30 protein-coding genes are annotated in these 24,586 nt (G+C 68.0%); 17 read left to right on the top strand and 13 right to left on the bottom strand.

The window, feature by feature from the left end:
* Positions 1-50: 50 nt before the first annotated feature.
* Positions 51-293 (bottom strand): hypothetical protein, encoded by a 243-nt coding sequence (locus WAL33_RS10790; RefSeq protein ID WP_422181238.1) that lies wholly within the window; start codon positions 291-293, stop codon positions 51-53.
* A gap of 90 nt (positions 294-383) precedes the next feature.
* Positions 384-2,579 (bottom strand): S9 family peptidase, encoded by a 2,196-nt coding sequence (locus WAL33_RS10785; RefSeq protein ID WP_422181236.1) that lies wholly within the window; start codon positions 2,577-2,579, stop codon positions 384-386.
* 105 nt (positions 2,580-2,684) lie between these two features.
* Between WAL33_RS10785 and WAL33_RS10780 the strand changes: the two genes are divergently transcribed.
* Positions 2,685-3,539, top strand: a complete 855-nt coding sequence (locus WAL33_RS10780; RefSeq protein ID WP_422181234.1) for a trypsin-like serine peptidase — start codon at positions 2,685-2,687, stop codon at positions 3,537-3,539.
* Between the two features lie 72 nt (positions 3,540-3,611).
* On the top strand, positions 3,612-3,794 hold the full coding sequence (locus WAL33_RS10775; RefSeq protein ID WP_422181232.1) for a CsbD family protein: 183 nt from the start codon (positions 3,612-3,614) through the stop codon (positions 3,792-3,794).
* A 76-nt stretch (positions 3,795-3,870) separates the two neighbouring features.
* On the opposite strand, the gene WAL33_RS10770 is transcribed toward WAL33_RS10775, so the two are convergent.
* The gene (locus WAL33_RS10770) at positions 3,871-4,530 is read right to left on the bottom strand and encodes a TetR/AcrR family transcriptional regulator (RefSeq protein ID WP_422181230.1); all 660 of its coding nucleotides are present in this window, start codon (positions 4,528-4,530) and stop codon (positions 3,871-3,873) included.
* Between the two features lie 166 nt (positions 4,531-4,696).
* On the opposite strand from WAL33_RS10770, the gene WAL33_RS10765 reads away from it, so the two are divergent.
* Positions 4,697-5,413: a sterol desaturase family protein gene (locus WAL33_RS10765; protein WP_422181228.1), complete on the top strand. Its 717-nt coding sequence runs from the start codon at positions 4,697-4,699 to the stop codon at positions 5,411-5,413.
* A gap of 43 nt (positions 5,414-5,456) precedes the next feature.
* Here the strand turns inward: WAL33_RS10765 and WAL33_RS10760 are convergent, their stop codons facing one another.
* The 4 genes from WAL33_RS10760 to WAL33_RS10745 form a co-directional block, all read right to left on the bottom strand.
* The gene (locus tag WAL33_RS10760; RefSeq protein WP_422181226.1) at positions 5,457-5,903 is read right to left on the bottom strand and encodes a MaoC family dehydratase; all 447 of its coding nucleotides are present in this window, start codon (positions 5,901-5,903) and stop codon (positions 5,457-5,459) included.
* Between the two features lie 72 nt (positions 5,904-5,975).
* Positions 5,976-7,307 carry an Nramp family divalent metal transporter gene (locus WAL33_RS10755; RefSeq protein WP_422181224.1) on the bottom strand — a complete coding sequence of 444 codons (1,332 nt, stop codon included), beginning with the start codon at positions 7,305-7,307 and terminating at the stop codon, positions 5,976-5,978.
* Positions 7,308-7,362: 55 nt separating this feature from the next.
* On the bottom strand, positions 7,363-8,901 hold the full coding sequence (locus WAL33_RS10750; protein WP_422181222.1) for an acyl-CoA synthetase: 1,539 nt from the start codon (positions 8,899-8,901) through the stop codon (positions 7,363-7,365).
* Complete coding sequence (locus tag WAL33_RS10745; RefSeq protein ID WP_422181220.1) at positions 8,901-10,571, bottom strand: GMC family oxidoreductase; 1,671 nt, start codon at positions 10,569-10,571, stop codon at positions 8,901-8,903. Before WAL33_RS10745 ends, WAL33_RS10750 begins: the two co-directional genes overlap by 1 nt.
* Positions 10,572-10,837: 266 nt before the next feature.
* On the opposite strand from WAL33_RS10745, the gene WAL33_RS10740 reads away from it, so the two are divergent.
* Entirely contained in the window at positions 10,838-11,722 is an 885-nt protein-coding gene (locus tag WAL33_RS10740; protein ID WP_422181218.1) for a crotonase/enoyl-CoA hydratase family protein, read from the top strand.
* A gap of 42 nt (positions 11,723-11,764) precedes the next feature.
* The gene (locus WAL33_RS10735) at positions 11,765-12,259 is read left to right on the top strand and encodes a GAF domain-containing protein (protein WP_422181216.1); all 495 of its coding nucleotides are present in this window, start codon (positions 11,765-11,767) and stop codon (positions 12,257-12,259) included.
* A gap of 160 nt (positions 12,260-12,419) precedes the next feature.
* Here WAL33_RS10735 and WAL33_RS10730 read toward each other — a convergent pair whose 3' ends face one another.
* Positions 12,420-12,842 (bottom strand): hypothetical protein, encoded by a 423-nt coding sequence (locus WAL33_RS10730; protein WP_422181214.1) that lies wholly within the window; start codon positions 12,840-12,842, stop codon positions 12,420-12,422.
* Between the two features lie 200 nt (positions 12,843-13,042).
* Between WAL33_RS10730 and WAL33_RS10725 the strand changes: the two genes are divergently transcribed.
* From WAL33_RS10725 to WAL33_RS10695, 7 genes are all read left to right on the top strand, one after another.
* Entirely contained in the window at positions 13,043-14,527 is a 1,485-nt protein-coding gene (locus WAL33_RS10725; protein ID WP_422181212.1) for a methyl-accepting chemotaxis protein, read from the top strand.
* A gap of 43 nt (positions 14,528-14,570) precedes the next feature.
* Positions 14,571-15,791 (top strand): DUF2336 domain-containing protein, encoded by a 1,221-nt coding sequence (locus tag WAL33_RS10720; protein ID WP_422181210.1) that lies wholly within the window; start codon positions 14,571-14,573, stop codon positions 15,789-15,791.
* A 217-nt stretch (positions 15,792-16,008) separates the two neighbouring features.
* Positions 16,009-16,425, top strand: a complete 417-nt coding sequence (locus WAL33_RS10715; RefSeq protein WP_422181208.1) for a MucR family transcriptional regulator — start codon at positions 16,009-16,011, stop codon at positions 16,423-16,425.
* Positions 16,426-16,821: 396 nt separating this feature from the next.
* Positions 16,822-17,328, top strand: a complete 507-nt coding sequence (locus WAL33_RS10710; protein ID WP_422181240.1) for a PAS domain-containing protein — start codon at positions 16,822-16,824, stop codon at positions 17,326-17,328.
* A gap of 180 nt (positions 17,329-17,508) precedes the next feature.
* Complete coding sequence (locus tag WAL33_RS10705; RefSeq protein WP_422181206.1) at positions 17,509-17,883, top strand: hypothetical protein; 375 nt, start codon at positions 17,509-17,511, stop codon at positions 17,881-17,883.
* Positions 17,880-18,149: a DUF5985 family protein gene (locus WAL33_RS10700; RefSeq protein WP_422181204.1), complete on the top strand. Its 270-nt coding sequence runs from the start codon at positions 17,880-17,882 to the stop codon at positions 18,147-18,149. Before WAL33_RS10705 ends, WAL33_RS10700 begins: the two co-directional genes overlap by 4 nt.
* Positions 18,146-18,430 (top strand): DUF5985 family protein, encoded by a 285-nt coding sequence (locus WAL33_RS10695; RefSeq protein WP_422181202.1) that lies wholly within the window; start codon positions 18,146-18,148, stop codon positions 18,428-18,430. The genes WAL33_RS10700 and WAL33_RS10695 overlap by 4 nt, the downstream gene beginning before the upstream one ends.
* 7 nt (positions 18,431-18,437) lie before the next feature.
* On the opposite strand, the gene WAL33_RS10690 is transcribed toward WAL33_RS10695, so the two are convergent.
* From WAL33_RS10690 to WAL33_RS10680, 3 genes are all read right to left on the bottom strand, one after another.
* Complete coding sequence (locus WAL33_RS10690; protein WP_422181200.1) at positions 18,438-19,349, bottom strand: ribokinase; 912 nt, start codon at positions 19,347-19,349, stop codon at positions 18,438-18,440.
* A gap of 74 nt (positions 19,350-19,423) precedes the next feature.
* The gene (gene fliP, locus WAL33_RS10685; protein WP_422181198.1) at positions 19,424-20,224 is read right to left on the bottom strand and encodes a flagellar type III secretion system pore protein FliP; all 801 of its coding nucleotides are present in this window, start codon (positions 20,222-20,224) and stop codon (positions 19,424-19,426) included.
* Positions 20,224-20,571, bottom strand: coding sequence for a hypothetical protein (locus WAL33_RS10680; protein WP_422181196.1), 348 nt, complete (start codon positions 20,569-20,571; stop codon positions 20,224-20,226). Before WAL33_RS10680 ends, fliP begins: the two co-directional genes overlap by 1 nt.
* A 142-nt stretch (positions 20,572-20,713) precedes the next feature.
* Here WAL33_RS10680 and flgB point away from each other — a divergent pair, with 142 nt between their 5' ends.
* From flgB to fliE, 3 genes are read left to right on the top strand one after another with little or no spacing between them, the layout of a single operon-like run.
* Positions 20,714-21,163, top strand: coding sequence for a flagellar basal body rod protein FlgB (gene flgB / locus WAL33_RS10675; protein WP_422181194.1), 450 nt, complete (start codon positions 20,714-20,716; stop codon positions 21,161-21,163).
* A gap of 12 nt (positions 21,164-21,175) precedes the next feature.
* Positions 21,176-21,595, top strand: a complete 420-nt coding sequence (gene flgC, locus WAL33_RS10670) for a flagellar basal body rod protein FlgC (RefSeq protein WP_422181192.1) — start codon at positions 21,176-21,178, stop codon at positions 21,593-21,595.
* Between the two features lie 11 nt (positions 21,596-21,606).
* On the top strand, positions 21,607-21,915 hold the full coding sequence (fliE, locus tag WAL33_RS10665; protein WP_422181190.1) for a flagellar hook-basal body complex protein FliE: 309 nt from the start codon (positions 21,607-21,609) through the stop codon (positions 21,913-21,915).
* A gap of 52 nt (positions 21,916-21,967) precedes the next feature.
* Here the strand turns inward: fliE and WAL33_RS10660 are convergent, their stop codons facing one another.
* Positions 21,968-22,483, bottom strand: coding sequence for a cupin domain-containing protein (locus WAL33_RS10660; protein ID WP_422181188.1), 516 nt, complete (start codon positions 22,481-22,483; stop codon positions 21,968-21,970).
* A gap of 238 nt (positions 22,484-22,721) precedes the next feature.
* Positions 22,722-22,973, bottom strand: a complete 252-nt coding sequence (locus WAL33_RS10655; protein WP_422181186.1) for a hypothetical protein — start codon at positions 22,971-22,973, stop codon at positions 22,722-22,724.
* Positions 22,974-23,137: 164 nt separating this feature from the next.
* Between WAL33_RS10655 and WAL33_RS10650 the strand changes: the two genes are divergently transcribed.
* Together WAL33_RS10650 and WAL33_RS10645 are read left to right on the top strand one after the other, a co-directional pair.
* Positions 23,138-23,902 carry an ATP-binding cassette domain-containing protein gene (locus WAL33_RS10650; protein WP_422181184.1) on the top strand — a complete coding sequence of 255 codons (765 nt, stop codon included), beginning with the start codon at positions 23,138-23,140 and terminating at the stop codon, positions 23,900-23,902.
* Positions 23,895-24,586: ABC transporter permease (locus WAL33_RS10645; protein WP_422181182.1), on the top strand; the 692-nt coding region annotated here is incomplete at its 3' end. The genes WAL33_RS10650 and WAL33_RS10645, both read left to right, overlap by 8 nt.

The following is a 24,586-nucleotide window of genomic DNA, read 5'->3' as shown; positions in this document are numbered from 1 at the left end:
CTCTGGGGGAGGTGGCCCGGAGGGTCGGAGGGGGTTCGCGGCGTCGGACGCTACTGCGCGTCCAGCTTGCTCTCGATCCGGGCCAGCGAAGCCCGTGTCGCGTCGGCCTGGGTCTCCAGCCGCGCCAGGCGCTCGGCGACCGGGGCCTGGGCGTCCAGGCGCTGGCGCAGGTCGTCGATGCGCGCCGACGCCCGGCCCGCCCACATCAGGGCGGTGGCGGCCTGCAGGGCCACGGCGATCAGCAGGCCGACCGAGACCTGGCGGTCGAGCCGCCAGCGGGTGGATGATGTCATGGGAGTCTCCTGTGGGGCGGCAAACCCCCTCCGGCCCTCTGGGCCACCTCCCCCAAAGGGGGAGGATCTGTTCCGCCGGCACTTCGTCCATCACGCCTTGGTCCATCCCTTGTCGACCGCCCACACGGCGAACGCATAGTCCAAGGCGATCTCCTTGAGGAAGTCGAACCGCCCGGAAGCGCCGCCGTGGCCGGCCTCCATGTTGATCTTGAGCAAGATCGGGGCGCCGCTTGTGGTATGTTCGCGCAGCTTGGCCGTCCACTTCTCCGGCTCCCAGTAGGTGACGCGCGGATCCGACAGGCCGCCGGTGGCCAGCACAGCCGGATACGGCTTGGCCGTCACGTTGTCGTAGGGCGAGTAGCTGGCGATGTAGTCATAGGCCGCCTCGTCCTCCAACGGATTGCCCCATTCGGGCCATTCGGGCGGGGTCAGGGGCAGGGAGGTGTCGCTCATGGTGTTGAGCACGTCGACGAACGGCACCGCCCCGATGATCCCGGACCACAGGTCGGGCCGCAGGTTGGTGACGGCCCCCATCAGCATGCCGCCGGCCGAGCCGCCATAGGCCACCGTGCGGCCCGCCGCGCCATAGCCGGCGTCGTGCAGGTGTTCGGCGCAGGCGATGAAGTCGGTGAAGCTGTTCTTCTTCTTGTCCTTGCGCCCGTCCAGGAACCAGCCGTAGCCCTTTTCCGAACCCCCGCGGATATGGGCCGTGGCCCAGATCCAGCCGCGGTCGACCAGGCTGAGATTGCGGATCGAGAACGACGGATCCATCGACATGCCGTAGCTGCCGTAGCCGTACAGCAGCAGCGGCGCCGTTCCGTCCAGGGGCGTGCCCTTCTTCATCAAGACGGTGATAGGAACCTCGGCGCCGTCTGGGGCCTTGGCGTAGAGCCGCTTGGTGACATAGGCCGCCGCGTCGTGGCCCGAAGGGATCTCCTGGGTCTTGCGCAGAACCTTTTCGCCGGTGGCCATGTCGTAGTCGAACCACTGCCGGGGCGTGGTCGGCGACTGATAGACATAGCGCATCACCGGGGTGTCGAACTCGTAGCCGCCCTCCAGGCTCAGGACATAGGCCTCCTCGTCGATGACGATCGGCTTCTCGGCCTTGCCGGCGCGGTCGGTGATGACGATGCGGGTGTTGGCGTTGACCCGCTCGACCCGGACCAGGTGGTTCTTGTAGGCCGCCAGACCGGTGATGAAGTGGCCTGGCTTGTGGGGGACGAAGTCCTTCCAGTGGGCGCGGCCGGGCGTGGCGACCGGAGCCTCGACCAGCTTGAAGTCGATGGCCTCGTCGGCGTTGGTCAGGATGACGAACCGGCCGTCCCAGTGCTCGACCGAATAGCGCAGGCCCACGGTGCGCGGTTCGACCACCTTCGGTTGGGCGGTGGGGTCCGAGGCGGGGATCAGCAGGGTCTCGGACGTCTCGTGGTCGCCGGCGCTGATGCTGATGAAGGCGTCCGAGTTGGTCACGCCCACGCTGACGAAGAAGCCTTCGTCCGGCTCGTCATAGACCAGCACGTCGTCCTTGAGGCCGCCGCGCGCGGGGCGGCGATAGATCTTGTCGGAGCGGCCGTTGTCGTCGCGGTGGGTCCAGAACAGCCATTGGCTGTCGGGCGACCAGGCGAAGTCGCCGGTGCTGCTCTCGACGGGCTCGGCCAGGATCTCGCCAGTCGCCAGGTCCTTCACATAGATATGGTGAACCTCCGAACCCTGGGCGTCCTCGGCATAGGCCAGCAGCTTGTGGTCGGGGCTGTGGTCGGCGGCGCTGACCTGGCTATAGGCCTTGCCCTTGGCCAAGGCGTCGCAGTCGAGCAGGATCTGCTCACCGTCGGTCTTGCCTCTCGGCCGACGGCAGAAGATCGGGTGCTGGCCGCCGATGTTGAACCGTGAATAGTATTCGAACGGGCCGTCGGGGGCGGGGACGGAGGCGTCGTCCTCCTTGATGCGGCCCTTCATCTCCTCGAACATCGCCTTCTGCAGCGGTTCGGTGGAGGCCAGCATCGCCTTCACATAGGCGTTCTCGGCCGTCAGGTGGTCCTTGACCTCGGGCTTGATCAGCGCCGGATCGCGCAGGACCTTCTGCCAGTTGTCGTCCTTCATCCAGGCGTAGTCGTCGACGCGGACGCGGCCCAGCTGCTCGGTGCGCTTGGGAATCTTGGTGGCGACGGGCGGGGGAATCTTGGACGTCTCGGGCATGCGACTCTCGGATTGGGCGGTCCCGGGATGGATCGCCGACGCTGACGTAAGCATCGCTGCCGCGCTCGTCATCATTTTGCGCCGGTTCACGCCCAGTTTCCCCCATGGATGCGTCAGAACGCCAGCTTGTGTGGGTCGGGGGCTCTGGTCAAACTGATCCGCGTGTAGAGTGAATCGCGGGGCGTGAGGGCTTAGATGTCTTGGGACCTGTCGGTCGATTTGATCCAGGCGACCGTGCAGCTTGAACAGCCGCTCGGCGACGGGTCACGAACGGTCGGCACCGGGTTCCTGATCGAGAACCCCACCCCCGACGGCCGTCCCCGCACCATCCTGGTCACCGCCGCCCACGTCTTCGACAAGATGCCCGGCGTCTCGGCCAAGATCGGCTATCGCATCCAGAGCGCCGACGGCGTCTGGCGCTATGATCCCCACACCCTGAAGATCCGCGAGGGCGACCACGCCCTGTGGGTCAAGCATCCCACCCGCGACGTCGCCGCCATCGAGGTCGAGGCCCCGCCGGAGTTCGCCAAGGCGGCGATCCCCCTGGCCTGGCTGGCCCAGGACGACACCTTCAACAAGTACAGCCTGGGCCCGGGCGACGAGATGATGGCCCTGGGCTTCCCGCGCGGCCTGTCGGCCAATCCGGCCGGCTTCCCGATCCTGCGCTCGGGCCGGGTGGCGTCGTATCCGCTGGCCCCGGCCAGCGTGTTCCCGACCTTCCTGATGGACTTCTCGGTGTTCCCCGGCAATTCGGGCGGGCCGGTGTTCATGGCCGAGGGCGCGCGCCGTCGGCCGGGCTCGACCGAGAGCCAGGAGGTGCAGTTCGTGGCCGGCATGCTGACCCAGCAGGTCGAGCTGACGGGCGAGCGCCTGGAGATCGGCATCGTCACCCACGCCAAGTTCATCCGCGAAACGGTCTCGATGCTGGACAAGACGGCCGGTCCGCCGCTGATCCAGGCCAAGCCCGCAAGACCGCCCGTGCCCCAGGACCAAGCCGCGATCCAGGCCGCCGCGGCGATCTCGGCCGCCGCCATGGCGGTCGCACGGTAGGATAGTCGACACAGGAACTTCGCTCCCGGCCCCTCGTTTCTAGCGGGAGTTCCAATCCGCAGGAGTGAAGTCATGAGCACCAATCGCGTAGAAGGCGCCGTCGACAAGGGTGTCGGCGCCGTCAAGGAAGCCGCCGGCAAGGCCACGGGCAACGAGCGCCTCGAAGCCGAAGGCGTGGCCCAGAAGACCAAGGGCGACGTCCAGAACAAGGTCGGTCAGGCCCAGGACAAGATTGGCGACGCGATCAAGAAGTAAGCTTGATCGCTTCGACTGGAAGCGAAGGCCGCGGGAGTGATCCCGCGGCCTTCGTCGTGTCGGCGTGGAGGCCGGCTCAGGTCGAGAAGATCAGGCGGATCTGGTCGCGATACAGCAGCATCTGGCGACTGCCCTGGGCCGGATCGCGCAAGGCCTTGGACAGCAGGATAAGGCCTTCGACCATGACGATCATCTGGTCGGCCAGGGCTTCCAGGTCCACCGCCAAGCGGGGCGGATGTACGGCGGCGATCTCTTCCAGCCAGGCATGGAAGCGCCGCCGCCAGCCCAGGATGATGTCGACCGAGCGGGCCCGGACGCCCGGGTCGAACGTGGTGTCCTGCGAGACGATCGACGCCACCAGGCAGCCGGGGCGTACCCGCAGCATCTCGTCCATCATCTCGGCATAGAGCTTCAGGAAGATCAGGAAGGCGTGCAGCGGGTCCTCGTGCAGGCCACGCGCTCGGGCCTCCATGCGGTCAAGCAACAGCACGTCGTCGGCCACGTAGCGGTCGATCAGCTGGCGGGCCAAGTCGTTCTTGTCGCGGAAATGGTAGAAGAAGCCGCTCTTGGTCAGGCCGCCGGCCTCGACCAGTTCCTCGATCGAGGTGGCCGCGAAACCCTTGTCGATGATCCGCTCATAGGCCAGGTCGAGGATGCGCGCCCGCGTCGCCGCGCCCTTGGAGCGCGGCGAAGACTGCACCGTCGGTGCGGTTTTGGCTTCGAGGGCGTCGAACATGACCCGCTCCATAGCATACTTCGTACGCGAAATACCAATGATTGTTGGGTTTCCGGGGCTTCGGCGAAACCGCACGATGCGTCGGCTAGAGCGGCCCCGATCTCGCCTATAGCTATTCGCGCCTCATCTCACGCCGCCGCCGAGCGGCCCTTTTCGAGGCACGATCATGAACATCTACCACTACATAGCCCTGGGCCTGTTCGGGGCCTTCGCGGCGGCCGAACTGGCGCTCAAGGGCCGCGACTTTCCCAGGATCGGCGGCTGGCCGCTGATCGGCCTGGCCGCCGGGGCGGTCTACATGGCCATGGGCGCCTTCGCGCCGTTCCTCTGGGACCACTGGCTGGGCGCCCACCGCCTGTTCGACCTGACCGCCGAACCGCTGTGGGCCCAGATCGCGCTGGGCCTGCTGGTCTTCGAGTTCACGATGTACTGGCAACACCGGGCGTTGCACCGGTCGGACCTGCTGTGGCGCGTGCACCAGACCCATCACAGCGCCGAGCGGGTGGATATCTGGGGGGTGTTCTACTTCCATCCGCTGGACATGATGGGCTGGCTCTTGCACGGCAGCCTGGCCCTGGTGTGGATCGTCGGGGTCGAGCCGATGGCGGCCCTGGGGGTGATGGTGATCGCCACCTTCCTGAGCATGCTGACGCACGCCAACCTGCGCACGCCGCACTGGCTGGGTTGGTTCGTGGCCCGGCCGGAAATGCACGCGGTGCACCACGAGCGTGGGGTGCACGCGTTCAACTACTGCGACCTGCCGTTCATCGACATGCTGTTCGGCACCTATCGCAACCCCAGGACCTGGGAGGGCCAGGCCGGCCTCGTGGACGGCGGGACCAAGCGGTTCGGCGCCCTGCTGGTCGGCAAACCCCTGGCCTGACGACCGCGCCCCTTCCCGTCGCGGGAAGGGGCGTCCATCGGGTCTAGCCGTAGATGATCGAGATCGTCTCGGCCACGCAGGCGGGGCGTTCTTCGCCCTCGATCTCGATGGTGCATTCGTTCTTCATCTGCAGGCCGCCGGCCTTGGGCTCGACGCTGAGCAGCTTCTGGCGCATGCGCACCTTCTTGCCGACCCGGACCATGCCGGTGAACCGCACCTTGTCGCAGCCGTAGTTGATGCCGCGCGTCACGCCGGTCACCCGCAGGATGTCCGCGCCCAGCATCGGGATCAGCGACAGGGTCAGGAAGCCGTGGGCGATCGGACCGCCGATCTCGCGGGTCGCGCGCTCGACGTCGACATGGATCCACTGGTGGTCGCCGGTCGCCTCGGCGAACTGGTTGACCCGCTCCTGGCTGATCTCGACCCAGTCGGAGACCCCGATCTCCTGGCCGACCAGGCTGGCGATGTCTGCGTAGGCGACTTCTTTCATGGCGTGTTTCTCCCGCACGTTTCTTGAAACAGTTGTTTGATTGGTCGCACGGGCGGCGACGCCGGGCAAGCGTCAGCCCATGAAGGTCTGGACCACCAGCCAGGCGTTGGCCGAGGAGATGATCACGAACAGGCTCCAGGCCACGGCCTTGGTCGCCAGGCCGTTGGCGAACACGCCCATCAGCGCCTTGTCGTCGGTGAAGCGCAGCAGCGGAAAGATCGCGAACGGCAGCTGGGCGCTCAGCACCACCTGGGTCAGGACCAGCATCTTGCCGACCGAGCCCTCGCCCAGGGTCAGCACCCCGACCAGGGCCGGGACGATGGCCAGGCCCCGGGTGATCAGCCGTCGCTGCCAGCAGGGGATCGACAGGTTCAGGAAGCCCTCCAGGATCACCTGGCCGGCGATGGTGCCGGTGAAGGTCGAGCTCTGGCCCGAGGCGAACAGGGCGATCCCGAACAGCAGGCCGGCCACGGCCGCGCCGGTCAGGGGTTCGAGCAGGCGGTGGGCCTCCTCGATGCCGGCCACCTCGGTGACGCCCGCGCGGTGGAAGGCCGAGGCCGCCAGGATCAGGATGGCGGCGTTGATGAACAGGGCCACGGCCAGCGAGGCCACGGTGTCCAAGGTCGCCAGCCGCAGGGCCCCGCGCTTGCCCGCCTCGTCGGCGGGCACGACCCGGGTCTGGACGATCGAGGAGTGCAGATAGAGGTTATGCGGCATGATCGTCGCCCCGACGATGCCGATGGCCAGATAGAGCGCGTTCTGCTCGCGCAGCGCGTCCAGCGACGGGATCAGGCCCCGCGCCACCTCGCCGGCGTCGGGCTTGATCAGGATCATCTGCGCCAGGAAGCAGAGGCCGATGGTGCCGACCAGGCCCAGGATGATCGCCTCCAACTGCCGGAAGCCCTTGCCCTTCAGGCCCAGCACGATGAGCGTGTCCAACCCGGTCAGCAGCACCCCAGCCCACAAAGGCACGCCCAGCAACAGCTTGAAGGCCAGGGCGCTGCCCAGCACCTCGGCGATGTCGCAGGCGATGATCGCGATCTCGGCCAGGAGCCACTGGACCCTGACCGTGCGCGGGCCGTAGCGGTCGCGCGACATCTGGGCCAGGTCCCGGCCGGTCACCAGGCCCAGCCGCAGGCTCAGGGTCTGCAGGACGATGGCGGCCAGGCTGGACAGCACCACCACGAACAGCAGGGCCGTGCCGTAACGCGAGCCGGCCTCGATGTCGGTCGCCCAGTTGCCGGGGTCCATGTAGCCGACGCTGATCAGCAGGCCGGGGCCGGCGAAGCGCAGGACGCGTTGCCAGGTCGACAGTCCGGCGGGCACGGCCACGGCGCCGCGGACCTCGGCGGGACAGAAGGGCGCGGTGGCGGTCTTGGGGAGCCAGGCAGGCAGGGCGAACATGGCGCTAAGCGTTAGCGTGGATTCGGCCCTCCCCCAATGGGGGAGGGGCTGAGCCTTAGACGATCCGGCTCTCGCCCTTGCCCCAGTACGCGTCCCTGATCAGCCGCTTGTAGAGCTTGCCAGTCGGGTGCCTAGGCAGTTCGGCCATGAAGTCGATGCGCTTGGGCGACTTCACATGGCTGAGGTTGGCGCGGACGAAGGCCATCAGCTCCTCGGCCAGGGCGGCCTGGTCGATCGCAGGGTCCAGCGGTTGGATCACGGCCACCACCTGTTCGCCCATCTCCTCGTGCGGCGCGCCGACCACGGCGGCGTCGGCGACCTTGGGGTGGGTGATCAAGAGGTTCTCGATCTCCTGCGGATAGATGTTCACCCCGCCGGAGATGATCATGAAGCTCTTGCGGTCGGTGAGGTACAGATAGCCCTCCTCGTCGACCCAGCCCACGTCGCCCAGAGTGGTCCAGCCATGCTGGTTGTAGCTCTCGGCGGTCTTGTCCGGGGCGTTGTGGTAGTTCACCGCCGGGCCGTTGGCGAAGTAGACGGCGCCTTCGGTGCGCACCGGCACGGGCTCGCCGGCCTCGTCGCAGATCCGCAGCTCCCCAAGCACCGCCTGGCCGACGCTGCCCTTGTGGGCCAGCCAGTTGTCGGAATTGATCCAGCAGAAGCCGTTGCCCTCGGTGCCGGCGTAGTATTCGAAGATCACCGGACCCCACCAGCCGATCATCTGCTCCTTGACGGGCACGGGGCAGGGGGCGGCGGCGTGGACCGCCGACCGGATCGAGGACACGTCGTACTTGGCGCGGACCTCCTCCGGCAGCTTCAGCATCCGCACGAAGTGGGTGGGCACGAACTGGCCGCAGGTGACCTTGTACTTTTCGATCAGGGCCAAGGCGGCCTCGGGATCGAACTTCTCCATCACGATCACGGTGCCGCCCAGCTTGTGCACGGTCATGCACCAGCGCAGCGGGGCGGCGTGATAGAGCGGGGCGGGCGACAGATAGACGCTGTCGCCGCTGAAGCCGAACAAGCCCATGGCCATCATCTGCAGGGCGTGCGGCGCGTCGATCGGCCCGCCGCTCAGCGCCGGCTTGACGCCCTTGGGCCGGCCGGTGGTGCCCGAGGAATAGAGCATGTCCGACCCCGCCGTCTCGTCGGCGATCGGCGTCGTGGGCATGGCCGCGGTGGCGGCTTCGAAGTCCTCGAACGGCGCCTTGCCGCCGCCCACCCGGAACAGGCGCACGCCGGGGATCAGCGGGGCGACGGCCTGCGCCACCTCGTCCAGCGCCGGACTGACGATCAGCGCCTGGGCTCCGCAGTCCTTGACGATGTACTCGACCTCGGCCGGCGTCAGCTTGGTCGAGACGCAGGTGAAGTAGAGCCCCGCGCGCTGGGCGGCCCAGGCGATCTCGAAGAAGCGGGCGTTGTTGTCCATCAGGATGGCGATCACGTCGCCGGCCTGCAGGCCCCAGGCGCGGAACAGCTGGGCGCCCTGGTTCGAGCGGGCGTCGAGCTGAGCGTAGGTCACCGTCTCGCCGGAGCCGGCCATGATGTAGGCGGGCTTGTTCGGGTGGCTCTGGGCGTGGTGGAACGGATGCATCAGGCGGCGACCTCGGTCTTGGCGGCCTGGCGGATCATGTCCGAGGCCTTTTCGGCGATCATGATGGTGGGGGCGTTGGTGTTGCCCGAGACCAGGCGCGGCATGACCGAGGCGTCGACCACCCGCAGGCCCAGCAGCCCGCGCACCCTGAGTTGGCTGTCGACGACGCCCCGGGGACCGCCGCCCATCTGGCAGGTGCCGACGGGGTGGTAGATCGTCGAGCCTGAAGCCCGGGCGTATTCCAGCAGGGCGGCGTCGCTGGCGAAATCGGCGCCCGGGTTCATCTCGTGGTCGATCAGCGGGGCGATCGCGGGCTGGGCGGCGATCTTGCGGGCCCAGCGCAGGCCGGCCACCGTGACCTCCTGGTCCAGCGGATCGGACAGGTAGTTGGCGAAGATCGCCGGATAGGTGGTGGGGTCCGCCGACTTGATGCGGATATGACCCCGGCTCTCGGGCCGCAGCTGGCACGGGGCGATGGTCAGGCCCGGCGCGCCCTCCAGCTCCATCTTCTGCTCGTTGAACAGTTTCTCCAGGTCCATGGTCGCGGGCAGGATGTGGAACTGGATGTCCGGTTCTGCGAGATCCGGGCGAGACTTACAAAAGGCGGCGATGTGGGCCGCAGACAGGGTCAGCAGACCCTTGCGTTGGAACAGGTATTTCAGCGCCTCGGCCGCCAGGCGCCCGCCCTTGCTCTGCTCGTTGACCGACACCGTCCCGGCCTTCAGGCGAAAGCGCGCGCCGGTGACATAGTGGTCCTGCAGGTTCTCGCCGACGCCGGGCAGGTCGTGGACCACGGCGATCCCGTGCTCAGCGAGAAGTTGGCCCGGACCGACGCCCGACAGCTGCAGCAGCTGCGGCGAGTTGATCGCCCCACCGGCCAGGATCACCTCGACGCGGGCCTTGGCGGTGCGGATCACGCCGTTCTGGCTGAACTCGACCCCGACCGCGCGCTTGCCCTCGAACAGCACCTTGCGGGCCAGGGCGTTGGTCTCGACCTTCAGGTTCGGCCGCCCCATGGCCGGGTGCAGATAGGCCACGGCCGCCGAGCAGCGCTGGCCGTTCTTCACCGTCAGCTGGTAGTAGGCCACGCCCTCTTGGCTCGCGCCGTTGACGTCGGCGTTGCGCGGGATGCCGGCCTCGACGCAGGCCTCGACCACCGCGTCGGAGACCGGGTTGGTCTCGGTGACGTCCGAGACGTTCAGCGGGCCGCCGGTCGCGTGCCAGTCGCCGCAGTCGCCGCGCTCCTGGTGCTGGGCCTTGCGGAAATAGGGAAGGACGTCGTCCCAGGCCCAGCCCTCGCAGCCTAGCTGCCGCCAGCCGTCATAGTCGGCTTGCTGGCCCCGTATATAAAGCAGGCCGTTGATCGATGACGAGCCGCCCAGCACCTTGCCGCGCGGCCAGACGTGCGAGCGTCCGCCGGTGCCCGGGTCCGGCTCGGTGGCGTACAGCCAGTTGACCTTCGGATCCTTCAGGGTCTGGGCGTAGCCGACCGGGATGTGGATCATCAGGTTCGACATGAACTGGGACGGGTTCTTGGTCGGCCGGTCGTCGCCGCCGGCCTCCAGCAGCAGCACCTTGTGGCGGCCGTCCTCGGACAGCCGCGCGGCCAGCACGCAACCGGCCGAGCCGGCGCCCACCACGATGTAGTCGGCCTCGATGATCGACGTCATCGGATCCTCCCTTGTCCGTCCCGCGTGTCTCCGCGTGATCGGTGATCACTGGAGAATGGCAGGTCTGGCGAGAAGGCCAAGGGTGTCGTCGGGGAAGCAAGATCCTCGTCCCCCAGAGTGCTTGGCGACAAGCTCAGGATGAGGATCTTGAATGCGGCCGCCCAGGCGTCCTCGTCCTGAGCTTGTCGAAGGACGAGGATGTCGCAAGGCGGTTGCCGCAATTTCATACGCGTGTTTGAGTGCCACCGACCCCGGAGGAGACACCCATGGCCGCGCCCAGCTTCGAGACCCTGCTCTATGCCGTCGAGGACGGGATCGCGACCATCACCCTGAACCGTCCGGAGAAGCTGAACGCCTTCACCGCCCGGATGATGAAGGAGATGATCGACGTCTTCGACATCACCGACAACGACGACGCCGTGCGGGTGGTGATTGTCACCGGCGCGGGGCGGGCGTTCTGCGCGGGGGCGGACCTGTCGGGCGGCGGCGCCACCTTCGACCGCACCAACCCCCAGGCGCTGGAGCGCGAAGAGGGCAAGGTCGGCGACATCTATCGCGACGGCGGCGGCCGCGTGACCCTGCGGATGTACGAAAGCCTCAAGCCGATCATCGCCGCCGTCAACGGCGCGGCTGTCGGGGTGGGGGTTACCATGCAGCTGCCGATGGACATCCGCCTGGCCTCGACCGACGCCAAGTTCGGCTTCGTGTTCGCCCGCCGGGGCATCACGCCCGAGGCCGCCTCGTCCTGGTTCTTGCCTCGGCTGGTGGGCCTGCAGACAGCGCTGGAATGGTGCTTCACCGGCCGGGTGTTCGGCGCCCAGGAGGCGCTGGACCGGGGCCTGGTCCGGTCGCTGCACGCGCCCGAAGACCTGCTGCCGGCCGCTCGGGCCCTGGCCCGCGAGATCGCCGACAACACCGCCCCGGTCTCGGTGGCCCTGACGCGCCAGCTGTTGTGGCGCATGGCCGGCGCCGACCACCCGATGGAGGCTCACAAGGCCGACAGCCGCGCCATCCAGTCGCGCGGCGCGGCCGGCGACGCCAAGGAAGGCGTCAGCTCGTTCCTGGAGAAGCGGCCTCCGGTCTATCCGGACAAGGTGTCCAAGGACCTGCCCGACATCTGGCCGACGTGGGGCGCGCATCCGTTCAAGTAGGGGCCTCTGGCGCGCGGCGGGGAACGCGCTATATCCCCGCCCATGGCCGAAGCTTTCAACGACAAGACCCTGACCGCCGACAAGTCGGCCCGCTACGCCGAGGTGGCGGAGGAGATCGCCTCGGTGCTGGACGGCGAGACCAATCTGACCGCCCGCATGGCGACGGTGGCCTCGATGCTGGCCTCCAGCTTCGACCACTATTTCTGGACCGGCTTCTATGTGGTCGATCCGCTGAAGGAACGCGAGCTGGTGGTCGGGCCCTATCAGGGCACGCTGGGCTGCCTGCGCATCGCGTTCGGGCGGGGCGTTTGCGGGGCGGCGGCGCAAACAGGCCAGACCCAGCTGGTCGAGGACGTCCACGCCTTTCCGGGCCACATCGCCTGCGACAGCCGCTCGCGGAGCGAGATCGTCGCGCCCGTGTTCGACGCTTCGGGCAAGCTGCTGGCGGTGTTCGACGTGGATTCCGACCAGCCCGCGGCCTTCGACGCCGTCGACCAGCAGGGCATCGAGACGATCCTGAAAGCCACGTTCGGCTGAAGCCCTTCGCCGCCCTAGCCTCGGGGCGGCGGCGCCTGTTGCATCCGACCCGACCTCGAAGCCGGCGGCTCGACGACGCGATCGGGAGGCGGCGCGGCCGCTTGGTTTCGACGGTCCGCCAGGGCGTCCAACGCCAGGCCCCAGCCGCTGCGCGAAAGCCTCACGACGCTCGTCTCCGCACCGCCAGCGCGCCGCCCAGCCAGCACAGCGGCAGCCCCGTGACCGCCAGGGCGATCGGATACCAATGCGGTCCCAGGCCCAGGTTCCAGGTGGCGATCACCCCCGCCGTGCCGGCGATCAGGCCCAGAACGCCCAGGATGAAGGCATGGCGCAGCGGGGTGTTGGGCGCCAGCTTGGCGGTGATCCAACCGCCGGCCAAGGTGAAGACGCAGCGATAGGCCAGGGCCAGCAGGTTCAGCAGCGGATCGTGCATCCCCTGTTGTGGCGGCGGATAGACCTTGGCGGCGTGCAGGACGGCGTCGACGCCGGTCGACAGCACGACCACGGCCGCGAAGCCGGCGATGACGGCCAGCACGCTGCGGCCGATGCGGAGGGGAGCGGTGCGCAGGGTCAGGTCACTCATCGACGGTCTCCTTCGAAAGTCTGGACATAAGACGATTGAGCGCGGTCGGATGCGACATGGCCGCGCCGGATTTCTGCGAGAGGCCGTGGATCAGCCGTCAATCCCCGTCAAAATGTCGCGGCCGGGGTATGGTTAATGAGCCATTAGGACTCAATCGCCATTTCTCGACCCTGGCCTTGCTTGGCCTCGGAGATTCGGAAATGAGCGGGTTCAATCGTCTGCCTCTCGGTTGGAGGCTGATCGTCATCCTCGGCCTGCTGGCGGGCTTGGGCCAGTTGGGCTGGGCGGCGTTCGGCGGACCCGGCCTGATCTCGCCGTTCAGCATGGCCGGCATGGCCACCCTGATCGCCACCCTGATCATCGGCCTGGTCGCCTGGAGCGAGGCCACGCGCCGCGCCTTCGACGGCCTGACCCGCTCGGTCGACGCCCTGGGCGCGGGCCAGTACGACCAGCCCCTGGCCTCGCCCGCGACCGACGACCGGCAGGTCCGCGCCTTGGCCAAGGGCCTGGACGACGTCCAGCGCAAGCTTGCCGGCGATCAGGCCGCCCGCGCCGCCGAAGACGCCGAACGCGCCGCCGCCGATGTCGAGCAGCGTCGTCATCTGCAAGAGGTCGAGACCTACGCCCGCACCCAGCTGACCGCCGTCAACGCCTTGGGGCAGGGCGTCGAGAAACTGGCCGGCGGGGACCTGATCTCGCGCCTGCGCGAAGACTCTTTCCCGGTCGAGGCTCGCAAGATCCCCACCGACTTCAACGCCGCGGTCGATCACCTGCAGCAGACCCTGGCCGGCGTCCTGGGCGCGGCCCGCACCATTCACGCCGGCTGCGGCGACCTCTCGGCCGCCGCCGACGACCTTGCTCAGCGCACCGAGCGCCAATCGACCGGCCTGGAGCGGACCGCCGCGGCCCTCGACCAGATCACCGCCACGGTCAAGAAAAGCTCCGACAACGCCGAACGGGCGCGGGGCGTGACCCAGAACGCCAAGTCCAACGCCGAGAAGAGCGGTCAGGTGGTGCGCGAGGCCGTCGAGGCGATGGGTGGCATCGAGAAGTCCTCGCAGTCGATCACCCAGATCATCGGTGTCATCGACGAGATCGCCTTCCAGACCAACCTGCTGGCCTTGAACGCCGGGGTCGAGGCCGCCCGCGCGGGCGACGCCGGTCGCGGCTTCGCGGTGGTGGCGCAAGAGGTGCGGGCCCTGGCCCAGCGCTCGGCCGATGCGGCCAAGGAGATCAAGGGCCTGATCCGCGCGTCCAGCGAGCAGGTCGGCAAGGGCGTCAAGCTGGTCGGCGAGACCGGCCAGACCCTGGACCAGATCCTGGGCCAGGTGATCGAGATCAACGACCTGGTCGGCGAGATCGCCGCCTCCTCCAAGGAGCAGGCCGACGGCCTGGCCGAGGTCAACGGCGCGGTCAACCAGATGGGTCAGGTGATCCAGCAGAACGGCGCCATGGTCGAGCAATCGGCCGCCGCGACCGGCGCCCTGGCCGCCGAGGTCGAGGAACTGGAGCGGTTGCTGGGCGGCTTCCAGGTGGGGGCCGAGATCCACGAGTACCGCCCGCGCCACGACCCGCGCCGCGAGGCTCCGGCCGCGCCGCGTCGCGAGGCCTTCCGCGATCGCTACGTGCAGGGCGCCAACGCGCTGAAGATCGAGCCGCGCTCGCGTCCCGGCGAGTGGCGGTAGTTTCCGGGACGATCAGGCAGGACGGGCTTGCGCCAGGACGACCATGAACGACTTCGCCGCGCCCTTCGCCCGTCCCGAGCCCGAACCGGCCGCCACGTCGCGCTCGCGCGCCGCTCTGCTCAAGCGGCTGGCCGACGTGGTCTGCCTGCCGGCCAGTCGCGTCAACGCCTTCGAACGCGCCATGACCGCCGACCTGCTGGTCGAGTTGCTGCGCGATGCCGTCGTGGGCGAGCGCGAGAAGGTGGCCCGGCGTCTGGCCAAGTTGGCCGAGATTCCCGGCGTGTTGGTTCGACCGCTGCTGCGCGACGAGTTGTCGGTGGCCCGGGCGCTGCTGGAAGACGCGGCGGCCCTCAGCGACGCCGACCTGATCAGCTGCCTCTACGGCGGCGGTCAGGAGCATCGGCGGCTGATCGCCCTGCGGCGGGGGATCAGCGAGGTGGTGGCCGACGCCCTGGTCGACATGGACGAGGCGGCGGTCACCGAGACCCTGCTCAGGAACGAGCTGGCGCGCTTCAGCCACCAGGGGCTGGAGAACATCGTCGCGGTGACGCGCGACAATCCGCAACTGATCCCCCTGTTGCTCAAGCGCGCCGAACTGCGGCCCTGCCACGCCTATGTGATGTTCTGGTGGTCCGACGCCGAAGCGCGTCGCACGATCCTGAGGCGGTTCGCCGTGTCGCGGGAAATCCTGCAGGACGCCGTGGGCGACGTCTTTCCCCTGGCCTCGGCCGAGGGCTGGCAGGACCCTCTGTCGGCCAAGGCGCTGCAGTTCATCGGACGGCGTCAGCGAAATCGCGTCGCCGCCGATAATAGTCTGTTCGACAATCTCGAGGACGCGGTCGCCGCGGCCAGAGGCGGCATGACCCGTGAGACGGCCGAGGAGATTTTCTACCTGGCGGGCCTGAAGCCGATGACCGGGGCCAAGATCTTCACCGACCCGGGCGGCGAGGCTTTGGCGATCCTGTGCAAGGCCACGGGCCTGCCACGCGCCGCCTTGCGCACCCTATGGCGCGGGCTGAACAGGCCCGAAACCGACGCCTCGGGCGCGACATCGCCAGATCTGGAGCGGGTGCTGATCGCCTTCGACACCATCGCCGTGGACCGCGCCCAGACCATGTTGCGCTACTGGAACTGGTCGCCGTCAGCCGCCATGACCCCGGCCTTGCTGAAGGCCATCCGCGAAGGCGACGAGGCCGCCGCGGATCAATATCCGGCGTCGTCGCGCGCCGCCATGCTGACGCTTTCCCACCCCATTCCACGTTAGTCGATCTTAATCGTTGAATGTGTTCGACGACTATTGTCCCCCAGTTTTCGAGGTATAAAACAACTGAAAGCTGCATGGAGGATTGGTCAGGCCAGTCCATCGGCGCCGATCAATGGTAGACTTCAGCATGTCTATGTTGCTTGCGTATCATAATATGCTATCCAACGACTGACTAGTTCTGGTGGACCCAGATACGAGTCGGGGGAGTGGTAAGAAGATGGACAAGCAGTCCGACCTCATCGACGCTACGGCGGGTCTTGTCGCCGCCTATGTGGGGAGCAATACGATCGCGGCGGCCGACTTGCCGGCGTTGATCCGCACCGTGCACCAGGCGTTGTCCAGCGTCGGAACCCGGGTCGAGATCGAAGTCGGCCGCGAGCCGGCCGTATCGGTCCGCCGTTCGATCACGCCGGACTATCTGATCTGTCTTGAGGACGGTCGGAAGTTCAAGTCGCTGAAGCGCCATCTGCGCACCAAGTATGACCTGAGCCCCGAGCAATATCGTGCTCGCTGGAATCTTCCCAAGGACTATCCGATGGTCGCGCCGAACTATGCCCAGGCGCGTTCGGATCTGGCCAAACAGATGGGCCTGGGGCAGGGCGGCCGAAAGCCGGCGCGCCGCGCGCGCGGCTGATCCGCCAACCTGACCGTCGACGGCCGCCGCATCCGCGACGTCGACGGCTGTCGCCTGGGTGGCAATTCCCGCGAATATTACAAATAACGCCTATAAGTTGCATGAATTGCTGCGGTCGCCGCGCTGCGCCGGCGGCTCCAGATCTGGCTCCAAGAGGGGCCCAAGATCGTTCAGACGTCTGAGTCTGAGCGTTCATTAACTTTAATTCAAACAATCGCTTGCGCTTCTCGAGGTCATTTCGAGGGGGCTTCCGACGGCGGTCATGCCGCCCTGGGAGGCCTGCTTGCAGATTGACTCGCCTCAACAAACTTAGCCGTGGAACGCGATTTTCGCTGGCGGCGATTCGGACCTTAAGACATAGTGAATCGTCGTGATTCCAACGGCTTGTTAAGGAATCTGAAGATGAACGCGCAGCTGAGCGCATCGGCCACGGCGGCCCGCGCTCACCAGGAGATGTTCGCCTACTGGGCGTCCCTCCGCCGGGGGGGCAGTCTCCCGTCGCGCGTCGATCTGCATCCTTCCGGCATCAAGCGCATGTTGCCCACCGTCAGCCTCATCGACGTCAGGCGCGACCGCGAAGGCGCGATCGACTACCGCCTGCGGCTGGCCGGCACCGGCCTCTACACGGTCTATGGCCGCGAGATCACCGGCCGCACCCTGGAAGACGTCTACAACAGCGCCGCCGTCGAATACTGGCGCCGCGAGCTGGACAAGGTCGTCACCGAGCGTCGTCCGGGCGTGGGGGTGCACAGCCTGGCCTGGAAGGGCTCGCCGCACATGTCGATCCTGTGGTTGCGCCTGCCCCTGGCCAGCAACGGCAAGGATGTCGACATGATCCTCGGCTACGACGCCCTGGTCGGGTCCATGACCGGCGATCAGCACAGCGGCATCCGCGCCGCCTGACAAGTCCTCCCCGGTTTGGGAAACGCCGGTGGGAAGCGCCCACCTCGGCCGAATCTTCCTCCGACGGCTTCGCCGACACCTCCTCCACAAAGGGGGGATCGAAGAACGCCATGGCTCAGCTTGCTCTGGCTTCCTCGGCGCCTATTGTCCGCCCTCAGGATTTTGGGGGGAAGGATCGAGGTGACCGTCGATCGCGACGTCTTTCAGTTCATTCGCGAACACATACGCTCGGTCTGGGCGTTGGAGCTGCTGTTGCGGCTCAAGCATGATCCCCAGCGCTGTTGGTCGGTCGAGGCGTTGGTCGGCGAGCTGCGCGCCAGCCACAGCCTGGTGACCGACAACCTGATCGCCTTCGAGAGCGCCGGGCTGGTGGTCGCCGACGACCGCGGCGGCTTCCGCTACCAGCCCGCCGCCGCCGTGCTGGCCAAGGTCTGCGATGATCTGGACGCGACCTATCGCACCAAGCCGGTCACGGTGATCCGCTGGATTTCGGCCCCGACCGAGCGCCTCCAGTCCCTGGCCGACGCCTTCAAGTTCAAGGGGAACGACCGATGAGCGGCCCGACGGTGGTCTACATCCTCTGCATGCTGACCAGTGCGGCTTGCGCGGGCCTGCTGGTCCGGGCCTGGCTGGCCAGCCGCTCGCGCCTGTTGCTGTGGACCGCGATCAGCTTTGGCTTCCTGGCTTTGAACAACCTGTTGCTGGTGGCCGACCTGGTGATCTTCGTCACGCAGGTGAACCTCCTGCCTTACCGCCAGGCGGCGGCGGGCCTGGCCATCACCTCGCTGCTCTACGGCTTCATCTGGGAGGTGGACGAATGAGCGTCCCGATCACGCCGGTCGAGGGCCTGATCGCCGGCGCCCTGGCCATGGGCTTCCTGGTGGCGGGTCTGTTCTTCCTGAAGTTCTGGAGCCGCACGCGCGACAGCCTGTTCCTGGCCTTCTCGGCCGCGTTCGGCCTGCTGGCCCTGGGCAACGCCCTGCCGGTGCTGCTGGGCACGCCGCAAGAGGAGCGGGGCGGGATCTACCTGATCCGCCTGGCCGCCTTCGTGCTGATCATCGTGGCGGTGCTGGCCAAGAACCTGCGGCGGGGCGAGCGGTGACGGGGCCTCACCCCGCCAGGAACTGCTCGACCTCGCGCCGGCTGGGCATGGACGGCGCGGCGCCCGGCTTCTGAACCGAGAGGGCCGCGGCGGCGTTGGCGTGTTCGATGGCTTCGCGCAGCTCGATGCCCGCGGACAGGCCCGCGGCCAGGGCGCCGCAGAAGCAGTCGCCGGCCCCGGTCGTGTCGACCGCCTTGACCTTGCGGCCCTCGACCAGGAAGGCCTCGTCGCGGCGGATCGCGGCCACGCCCGCCTTGCCGAGCGTGACGATCACCGTCTGGTCCGGGCGGCTCATCAGCTTGCGCGAGACGCGGGAGATCTCTTCCAGCCGCGTGGGCTCGTGGCCCAGCCGGCCATAGGTGGCCAGTTCGGTCTGGTTGAGGATCAGGATGTCGGTCAGCGGGAACAGCGCCGCGCCCTGGGGCAGGGCGGGAGCGGCGTTGAGAATTCGCAGGGCGCCCTTGGCGGCGCCGGCCCGGAACAGGGCCTCGATGGCTGGGGCGGGGGTCTCCAGCTGGCACAGCAGCACGCGCTGGCCCTCCAGCGGCGTGGCCGCCACGTGCTGGGGCGTCAGGGTGGCGTTGGCGCCGCTGGTCACGACGATCATGTTCTCGCCGCTGGACGACACCCAGACATGGGCCTGGCCGGTCGGGATGGAGGGCAGCTCGGCGACGTCGGAGACCTGCACGCCATAGCCGGCCAGCTTGGCCTTCAGGGTGGGGCCGCTGTCCTCCTTGCCGACCGCGCCCATCAGCCGCGTGGCCGCGCCCATGCGGGCGGCCGCGACGGCCTGGTTGGCGCCCTTGCCGCCGGGGAACAGCTCCAGCGAGATGCCGGCCACCGTCTCGCCCGGCCGCGGCAGATCATCGACCCGCGCCACGGCGTCCAGATTGATCGACCCGAGTACGAAAACGCCCATTGCTCTGCTTCTCTAGATTCCTCGGTTCACGCGCTTCTTCGCGCGCACCGGTTTCCACGTCGCTCGAAAGCGCTCTAGCCGCCCCCAGCGCCCCGCTGGAAGCTTTCGACCAGACTGCCGGCGACCAACCGCCAGCCGTCCACTAGCACAAAGAAGATGAGCTTGAACGGCAAGCTGACCGTCGCGGGCGGCAACATCATCATGCCCATGCTCATCAGCACGCTGGCCACCACCAGGTCGATGACCAGGAACGGGATGAACAGCAAGAACCCGATCTCGAAAGCGCGCTTGAGCTCCGAGATCATGAAGGCCGGCGTCACCACCTTCAGCGGCGTGTCGATGGCGGTCTTGGGGCGCTCGATCTTCGACAGGCGGATGAACAGGGCCAGGTCGTCCTGGTCGACCTGGCGCAGCATGAACACCTTCACCGGCTGAGCGGCGGCGTCGAAGGCCTCGGGCAGCTCCATCTGCTTGTCCAGCAGCGGCTTGACCCCCTGGTCGTAGGATTGCTCGAAGGTCGGGCCCATGACGATGGCCGTCAGGAACAGGGCCAGGCTGATGATCACCGGGTTGGGCGGGCTCTGCTGGACGCCGATGGCCGTGCGCAGCAGGCCCAGAACCACCACGATCCGCACGAACGAGGTGGTCATGATCACGATCGACGGGGCCAGGCTGAGCACGGTCAGCAGGCCGACCATCTGCACCACGCGCTCGGACAGGCCCGCGCCGGTGCCGAGGTCGACATTGATCGCCGACTGGGCGGTCGCCACCGCGGGGCCGAGCACGGTGACCAGCCCGGCCAGGACCGAGATGATCGCGGCCTGGCGAAGGTCTTTGGGGTCGGCGCCGGTGATCAGTTTGAGCAGGCGGCGCATCAGACCACGATCTCCCCGGAAGACTTGCCAGAAGGTTTGCCAGAAAGCTTCGAAACGGGTTTGGGCGGGGCGGGGGGCTTCTTGGCCTTCTTGGGACCCCAGTCCAGCAGCTGGCCCTCGCCCAGCATCAGCAGGCGCTCCTCGCCGTCCAGGGTGAACAGCACCAGGCGACGGGTGGGGTCCAGCACCAGGGTCTCGACCACCTGCAGGCGGCGGTCCCTGCGCAGCGTGGTGAGCCGCGACATGGCGTCGGGCCCGAACTTGCGCAGGGCCACGCCGGCCAGTCCCACCAGGCCCAGAGTGACGGCGAGAGCGGCGACGGCGCGGATCAGTTCGAAGATGTCCATGACGCCTGGTCGAGAAAGGCTGAACGAGCAGCGGGAATGAGTCGCGGGGAACAATAGCGCAGGGCGCGGCGCGGAGCCGCACCCCTGATGTGCCGCACGGTCCTTAATTCGCAATTAACCCTGTTTCTTCACCATGAGCCGCATGGGTCCCGATGACATTCCTATTTTCGCGATGCTCAAAAGCCGCATGGGTTATCTGACCCAGCGGCAGAAGGTTATCGCGCAGAACGTGGCCAACGGCGACACGCCGGACTATGTGCCGCGCGATCTGAAGGCCTACAGCTTCAAGGCGACGCTGGACCAGCAGGCGTCGGGCCGACCCTATCGCGGCGGTCCGGTGTCGACGACCGCCACGACCGGCGTCCAGATGATGGCCACCAGCGCGGCCCATATCGCCCCGGTCAAGCCGGCCGGCATCTGGCGCGCCCCGGAAGGCGCCGACACCGAGACCACCCTCGACGGCAACGCGGTGACGCTCGAGGACCAGATGATCAAGATGGCCGACTCGCGCATGAACTACGAAGCGGCGGTCGGCTTCTACCAGAAGTCCATGCAGATGCTGAAGACGTCCACGCGTCGGCCGGGCGGTTAAGGGGAACCCTAGATGACCGAGATCCGCTCCCAGTCGATGGCGACCATGGCCATCGCCGCCAGCGCCCTGAAGGCCCAGCAAGGCCGCATGCGGGTGATCGCCGAGAACATCGCCAACGCCAATTCGACGGCCCGCACGCCCGGCGGCGATCCTTATCGCCGGCAGGTGCCGGTGTTCAAACCGGCCAAGATCGCCGGCGGCGAGGGCGTGACCATGGCCCAGGTCGATCCCGACCGCAGGGACTTCCGCCTGGAATACGACCCCGGCAACCCGGCCGCCGACGATAAGGGCTACGTCAAGCTGCCCAACGTCGACACCCTGGTCGAGGCGCTGGACATGAAGGAGGCGCAGCGCGCCTACGAAGCCAACATGAATGTCATCGAGACGTCGCGCGCCATGGAAGCGCGCACGCTCGACATCCTGCGCAAGTAAGGGGCTAAGCGATGATCACCGCGCTCGCGGCCGCCAAGGCCTACGCCGCCCAGAGTTCGATGGCCATGCCGTCGATCGGCGGGGGCGACGCCCCTGGCAAGGGCATGGACTTCGGTGCGCTGCTGAAGTCGGCCATGACCGACACTCTGCACCAGACTCGCGCGGCCGAAACCAAGATGGCCGAGCAGGCGGCCGGCAAGGCCGAACTGATCGACGTCGTCACCGCCATCTCCTCGGCCGAGGCCAGCCTCGACACCGTGATGGCCGTCCGCGACCAGGTGATCTCGGCGTATCAGGAAATCATGCGGATGCCGATCTAAGGCAGACGCCGCGGGATGGCGCGCCAACGCGCCCCCGCGCCCGCCGGATCGGTCATTTCGCGCCGGGCAGTTTGAGTCCAAGCAAGACCAGTCGCTCGCCGGTGATTCCGAACCAATGCGGCACGCCCGCGGGAACCAGGATGACGTCGCCCGGGCCGAGCGTCCGTGTCGCGCCGCCCTCGATCTGGCTTCCCTCAACCAGATTGGCGTTCTTAACCTTTGCATCGGCCATGGTCCCGCCCGAAACCAGCGTGCCGGAGCCTTCCAGCACGATGGCGTATTCGGCTTCGGCGGGGTGAACGGCGGGGCGGCCCGGCTTCTTCCATATTTCGATCGCCGCCACGCTGGCGCCGTCGCGAACCAAGGGGCGCCACATGAAGCCTTGGTCGGGCTTCATCGCGGCGAGCATCTCGCGCAGCTGGGCCTGGACCTCCGCGCCGCTGGCGAAACCCGACGGGGCGGCGTCTTGAGCGCCGCTCGTCTGCGCGGAAGCGACGGCGACGCCTGACGAGACGGCCAGCAGCCATGACGTCGCGCAGATCGTGAAGGCCTTGGCCATTGTCCTCATCGCAGCTCTCCTGGGCGTGAACCGATAAACGCGAATGACCGCAGCCTTGGGGCGCTGTCGCGGAGCGACCAAGGGGGCATCGCCGCCGATTCAAAGCTAGCCCCCTCAGGCACGCTGGGCCACCTCGACCAAAGGAGGGGGCGGATCGATTGGCGAAATGAGGGGCGATGCTGGTGGCGAGGCCCCGGCGCTTCTCACCCTTCCCACCAAGCTCAGCGTTCGCGGAAGGGCGGAGGTCTCAGTGCGAGATCGTGACGTCCAGGTGCGGGATCGCCGAGATCCAGGCCGCGCCGAACGCCCAGGCCTGATCCACCAGCTGACGGATATCGATCATCCCGCGCGCCGTGGCGATCATGCCGCCCCAGACCAGGGCGTTGAGCAGCACCATGACCGCCACGGCCCAGCGCAGGCGAGCGACGACGACACGGGCGTGCGTCTGAGGGTCGATCTTGCGGGCTCGGAACAGACGGGCGGCGAGGGCGGCGGCCATGGCGATCTCCAGTGAGCCGTTCGCCTGGCGTCGAACCGCGCGCGGGGAATCAGCTGTCGCAACAGGCTTCCCACGCCGCGCGTTCTGGCTGACTGTGACAGGACGCCCCTGCGACACCAGGTCTCTATCGGGGGCGCCTGTCCTGGACGCGCCTTGGGAGCCGCATGACCGACGCCATCGTTCTGGACCAGGTGCGCAAGGCCTATGACGGCGCGAGCGTTCTGCATCCCACCAGCCTTTCCATACCGGGTGGCCAGTTCGTGGCGCTGGTCGGCGGATCGGGCGCGGGCAAGACCACCCTGCTCAAGACGATCAACGGCCTGGTCCAGATCGACGGCGGCCGGGTGCTGATCGACGGGGCGCCGAGCGCCGACCTGGACGGTCCGACTCTGCGGCGGCGGGTCGGCTACGTGTTCCAGGAGGTGGGTCTTTTCCCGCACCTGACCGTCGGCGAGAACATCGGCATCGTTCCGACCTTGCTGGGCTGGGCGCGCGCCGCCATCGCCGCGCGCACCGCCGAGCTGCTGGACCTGGTCGCCCTGCCTCAAGAGCTGGCCGCGCGTCGGCCCGCCGCCCTGTCCGGCGGTCAGCGCCAGCGGGTGGGCGTGGCCCGTGCTCTGGCGGCCAAGTCCTCGATCCTGCTGATGGACGAGCCGTTCGGGGCGCTGGACTCGGTGACCCGCGTCGCCCTGGCCGACGACGTCCGCCGCCTGCACGACCAGCTCTCCCTGACCACCGTGATGGTCACCCACGACATCGCCGAGGCCGTGCTGCTGGCCGACCGGATCGTGGTCCTGGCGGCGGGCAAGGTCATCGCCGACGACACGCCCCGGGCTCTGCTGGCCGGCCACCCTGATCCGGCGGTCGAGGCCCTGATGCAGGCCCCGCGCCGCCAGGCCGCGCGGATGCGGGAGATCGCCGGTGAATAGCGGCCTGCTGTCCCTGTTGCCTGAACGCCTAGCCTGGCACGTCGTCCTGTCGGCGTCAGCCCTGGCCCTCGGCCTGCTGGTCGCCTTGCCGCTGGGCGTGCTGGCCGCCCGCAGCCCGCGCCTGCGCTGGCCGTCCCTGGCCTTGGCGGGGCTGGTGCAGACCATCCCCAGCCTGGCCCTGCTGGCCCTGTTCTATCCGCTGCTGCTGCTGCTTTCGAACCTGGCCAAGGGCGCGTTCGGCCATGGCTTCTCGGCCCTGGGCTTCCTGCCGTCGCTGCTGGCCCTGACCCTCTATTCGATGCTGCCGATCCTGCGCAACACGGTGGCCGGTCTGACGGGGGTGGACCCGGCGGTGGTCGAGGCGGCGCGCGGCGTGGGCATGACCGACCGCCAACGGCTGTGGCGGGTGGAGCTGCCCCTGGCCGCGCCGGTGATCATGGCCGGGGTGCGCACCGCGGCGGTGTGGACCATCGGAGCGGCGACGCTGTCGACGCCCGTCGGCCAGACCTCGCTGGGCGACTACATCTTCTCGGGCCTGCAGACCGAGAACTGGGCGATGGTCCTGACCGGCTGCGTCGCCTCGGCGGGGCTGGCCCTGGTCGTCGACCAGTTGCTGGGCCTGATCGAGCGCGGGACCGAGCGGCGCGACCGGCGGCTGTGGGGCGCGGGGCTGGCGGGCCTGGT

This window comes from Caulobacter sp. (assembly GCF_049283275.1).
Lineage (GTDB): Bacteria > Pseudomonadota > Alphaproteobacteria > Caulobacterales > Caulobacteraceae > Caulobacter.
This window is presented reverse-complemented; position numbering and strand designations above follow the sequence as displayed.

Excerpts from the sequence above, each read along its gene's own strand:
- WAL33_RS10655 (WP_422181186.1), bottom strand. The coding sequence starts at position 22,973 with ATGGCCGCCGCCCTCGCCGCCCGTCTGTTCCGAGCCCGCAAGATCGAC.
- WAL33_RS10745 (WP_422181220.1), bottom strand. The coding sequence starts at position 10,571 with ATGACGTCGATCATCGAGGCCGACTACATCGTGGTGGGCGCCGGCTCG.
- WAL33_RS10755 (WP_422181224.1), bottom strand. The coding sequence starts at position 7,307 with ATGTTCGCCCTGCCTGCCTGGCTCCCCAAGACCGCCACCGCGCCCTTC.
- WAL33_RS10720 (WP_422181210.1), top strand. The coding sequence starts at position 14,571 with ATGAACGACTTCGCCGCGCCCTTCGCCCGTCCCGAGCCCGAACCGGCC.
- WAL33_RS10775 (WP_422181232.1), top strand. The coding sequence starts at position 3,612 with ATGAGCACCAATCGCGTAGAAGGCGCCGTCGACAAGGGTGTCGGCGCC.
- WAL33_RS10715 (WP_422181208.1), top strand. The coding sequence starts at position 16,009 with ATGGACAAGCAGTCCGACCTCATCGACGCTACGGCGGGTCTTGTCGCC.
- flgC (WP_422181192.1), top strand. The coding sequence starts at position 21,176 with ATGACCGAGATCCGCTCCCAGTCGATGGCGACCATGGCCATCGCCGCC.
- WAL33_RS10760 (WP_422181226.1), bottom strand. The coding sequence starts at position 5,903 with ATGAAAGAAGTCGCCTACGCAGACATCGCCAGCCTGGTCGGCCAGGAG.
- WAL33_RS10690 (WP_422181200.1), bottom strand. The coding sequence starts at position 19,349 with ATGGGCGTTTTCGTACTCGGGTCGATCAATCTGGACGCCGTGGCGCGG.
- fliE (WP_422181190.1), top strand. The coding sequence starts at position 21,607 with ATGATCACCGCGCTCGCGGCCGCCAAGGCCTACGCCGCCCAGAGTTCG.
- WAL33_RS10780 (WP_422181234.1), top strand. The coding sequence starts at position 2,685 with ATGTCTTGGGACCTGTCGGTCGATTTGATCCAGGCGACCGTGCAGCTT.
- WAL33_RS10790 (WP_422181238.1), bottom strand. The coding sequence starts at position 293 with ATGACATCATCCACCCGCTGGCGGCTCGACCGCCAGGTCTCGGTCGGC.
- flgB (WP_422181194.1), top strand. The coding sequence starts at position 20,714 with ATGGGTCCCGATGACATTCCTATTTTCGCGATGCTCAAAAGCCGCATG.
- WAL33_RS10700 (WP_422181204.1), top strand. The coding sequence starts at position 17,880 with ATGAGCGGCCCGACGGTGGTCTACATCCTCTGCATGCTGACCAGTGCG.
- WAL33_RS10750 (WP_422181222.1), bottom strand. The coding sequence starts at position 8,901 with ATGCATCCGTTCCACCACGCCCAGAGCCACCCGAACAAGCCCGCCTAC.
- WAL33_RS10650 (WP_422181184.1), top strand. The coding sequence starts at position 23,138 with ATGACCGACGCCATCGTTCTGGACCAGGTGCGCAAGGCCTATGACGGC.
- WAL33_RS10735 (WP_422181216.1), top strand. The coding sequence starts at position 11,765 with ATGGCCGAAGCTTTCAACGACAAGACCCTGACCGCCGACAAGTCGGCC.
- WAL33_RS10725 (WP_422181212.1), top strand. The coding sequence starts at position 13,043 with ATGAGCGGGTTCAATCGTCTGCCTCTCGGTTGGAGGCTGATCGTCATC.
- fliP (WP_422181198.1), bottom strand. The coding sequence starts at position 20,224 with ATGCGCCGCCTGCTCAAACTGATCACCGGCGCCGACCCCAAAGACCTT.
- WAL33_RS10660 (WP_422181188.1), bottom strand. The coding sequence starts at position 22,483 with ATGAGGACAATGGCCAAGGCCTTCACGATCTGCGCGACGTCATGGCTG.
- WAL33_RS10730 (WP_422181214.1), bottom strand. The coding sequence starts at position 12,842 with ATGAGTGACCTGACCCTGCGCACCGCTCCCCTCCGCATCGGCCGCAGC.
- WAL33_RS10680 (WP_422181196.1), bottom strand. The coding sequence starts at position 20,571 with ATGGACATCTTCGAACTGATCCGCGCCGTCGCCGCTCTCGCCGTCACT.
- WAL33_RS10740 (WP_422181218.1), top strand. The coding sequence starts at position 10,838 with ATGGCCGCGCCCAGCTTCGAGACCCTGCTCTATGCCGTCGAGGACGGG.
- WAL33_RS10765 (WP_422181228.1), top strand. The coding sequence starts at position 4,697 with ATGAACATCTACCACTACATAGCCCTGGGCCTGTTCGGGGCCTTCGCG.
- WAL33_RS10695 (WP_422181202.1), top strand. The coding sequence starts at position 18,146 with ATGAGCGTCCCGATCACGCCGGTCGAGGGCCTGATCGCCGGCGCCCTG.
- WAL33_RS10770 (WP_422181230.1), bottom strand. The coding sequence starts at position 4,530 with ATGTTCGACGCCCTCGAAGCCAAAACCGCACCGACGGTGCAGTCTTCG.